Genomic DNA, 2,607 nt, shown 5'->3' on the forward strand with positions numbered 1-2,607 from the left:
CAACCAACGCATTGGTGACAGCTTTCTGGAGGTCCTCGGCCGCGCGGCGCTGAAAGCGGGCGGGAATTTCCTCGGAGCGGAGTTCGAGAAGAAGATCGGGCATTGGGAGGTCTCTGAAAAGCGGACTGTGTCGGCTGCGGCAATAGCAACTCCGCCCGCCAATGTCACCCGCCACAACCCGCGAATGAACCTTTTCGTCGCCCGATGCGACTGACCGGTATCAGGCCACTGCCTGAACGAAGCCCCCGGACGAAGACAATGATGACCGCCACCACACTGTTGCATTCCATCGCGCTCGGCGCCTGCCTGACCATCCAGGCCATGCCGGGCACCGGCGAACGGCCCTGCGGCATACGCAGGGCACTGCAGACACTCTCGGCACAGAAACCGGATATGCCCGCCCTTGCGGCTCTGACCGATCAGGCCGCGGCTTTTTCCGCGCCGCCGGCATCGGTTTTGAGAAAAGCCTCGCCGCAGGCTTTTGCAAGCTCTCGCACCCGCAGGATATAGCTCTGCCGCTCGGTGACGGAGATCACGCCGCGTGCATCGAGCAGGTTGAAGACATGGCTTGCCTTGATGCACTGGTCGTAAGCCGGAAACACGCATTTGTGCAGGTGGCCTTCATCCGTCGGGGCGCCGGCCGCAAGGATCGCGCGGCATTCGGCCTCTGCATCCTTGAAATGCTGAAACAGGATGTCGGTATCGGCATACTCGAAATTGAAGCGCGAATATTCCTGTTCGGCCTGTAAAAACACGTCGCCATAAGTCACCTTGGCGTCGCCTTCGAGGCCGTTGAAGTTCAGGTCGTACACATTGTCGACGCCCTGCACATACATGGCAAGCCGCTCCAGACCGTAGGTCAGCTCGCCGGCGACAGGCGCGCATTCAATGCCGCAGACCTGTTGGAAATAGGTGAACTGCGACACTTCCATGCCGTCGCACCAGCATTCCCAACCAAGGCCCCAGGCACCGAGGGTCGGGCTTTCCCAGTCGTCTTCAACGAAACGCACATCGTGCGTCGCCATGTCGAGGCCGATGGCCTCCAGCGAGCCGAGATAAAGCTCCTGCAGGTTGGACGGGTTCGGCTTCAGGATCACCTGATACTGGTAATAGTGCTGCAACCTGTTCGGGTTTTCGCCATAGCGGCCGTCGCTCGGCCGGCGCGAGGGCTGCACATAGGCCGCGTTCCATGGCTTCGGCCCGAGCGAGCGCAGCGTTGTCGCCGGGTGAAACGTGCCCGCACCCACTTCCATGTCATAGGGCTGCAGGATCACGCAGCCATGCGAAGCCCAGTAATTGTGCAGGGTCAGGATAAGCCCCTGAAACGAGCGCGTGGGATGCGTGATGGGCAGATCGGTGCTGGGCGCGTTCACAATGCTTCTCCGGATGATGCCGGCACGTCCTATTCCGCGCCCCGGCAAGCGTCAAGGCGCGCAGGACATCAACTCAGTCCGGCAGCCGGATTTCCTGGCCGGCCCTCAAGAGGTCGGGATTGCGCTTGAGGGCGGGATTGATCGCCAGAATCTCGCGAAAACGCTCTCCATCGCCAAGCTGATCGACCGCAATGGACCACAGTGTCTCGCCGGACTTGATGGTGTACATCGCATCGCCGACGGCAGCTTTCTGTGGCGTCTCGGCAGCTTTCGCCTCGCTTTTCGGCTCTTCCTCGGTTTCTTCCGCCTCGGGGGCGGGCACGGTCCCGGGCGCACCTGTCTCGTCTGAAATCACCTCATCCGTCGGAGAAACCTCGGCGACGCGCTTCGGCTCTTCCTCGGGCAGACCCTCCTTGAGCTTCTTTTCCACCTCGGCCAAGAGATCGGGCTCGGGATCGAGATCGCGCGCATGCGCCCACTGATAGGTGGCTTCCAGTTTGCGGCCCGTGCGCCAGTACGCATCGCCCAGATGGTCGTTCAGAACCGGATCCTCGGGACGAAGCGACACCGCCCGCTCGAGCTCCTTGGAAGCTTCCTCGTAGCGGCCGAGCCGGTAATGCGCCCAGCCGAGCGAATCGACAATGTAGCCGTCATTGGGACGCAGCTCGACCGCGCGGCCGATAAGCTCCATTCCCTCTTCCAGCTTCATGTTCATGTCGACCCAGGAATAGCCCAGATAATTGAGAACTTGCGGCTGGTCGGGATAAAGCTCCAGCGCCTTGAAGAAATTCGGCTCCGCCTTTTCCCATTCCTTCAGCCGCTCATAGGCGATGCCGCGCTGGTAGAAGATGCTCCAGTCCTCGCGATCGGGCTTCTCGATGCGCTCCACTGCACGATCGTAGACCTCGGCAGCCGAGCGATAATCCTTCTGCACCGCGTAGACGCGACCGAGCGACAGATAGGCGCGGATGTCGTTCGGGTCTTTCTCGATGGCGGCGTTGAGATAAGTCTGCGCCTCGTCGTGCCGGTCGAGATCGGCAAGGTTGAGACCCGTCTGGAGTTCCGCCAAACGGCGCCAGGGCGAATCCGGCTCGATCCGCTCGTAGAAGGCAATGGCCTTTTCCGGTTCGCTTTGCTGTTCGGCCAGCGATGCAAGCTGGATCAGGATGTCGTCATTGTCCGGGCTCAGCGCCAGGGCGTAGTTCAGATAGAGTTTTACGAACGGCTCGCCGCC

At 61.3% G+C, this 2,607-nt stretch carries 2 protein-coding genes; both read right to left on the bottom strand.

All coding sequences use genetic code 11. The annotated features are described in order from the left end of the window. Window positions 1-419: 419 nt before the first annotated feature. Complete coding sequence (locus tag QZ638_RS23185) at window positions 420-1,346, bottom strand: glycine--tRNA ligase subunit alpha (protein WP_295815115.1); 927 nt, start codon at window positions 1,344-1,346, stop codon at window positions 420-422. Window positions 1,347-1,446: 100 nt separating this feature from the next. Next, window positions 1,447-2,607: tetratricopeptide repeat protein (locus tag QZ638_RS23190; RefSeq protein ID WP_295815113.1), on the bottom strand; the 1,161-nt coding region annotated here is incomplete at its 5' end.

Origin of the sequence: uncultured Nitratireductor sp. (genome assembly GCF_913053745.1) — a bacterium.
Lineage (GTDB): Bacteria > Pseudomonadota > Alphaproteobacteria > Rhizobiales > Rhizobiaceae > Nitratireductor.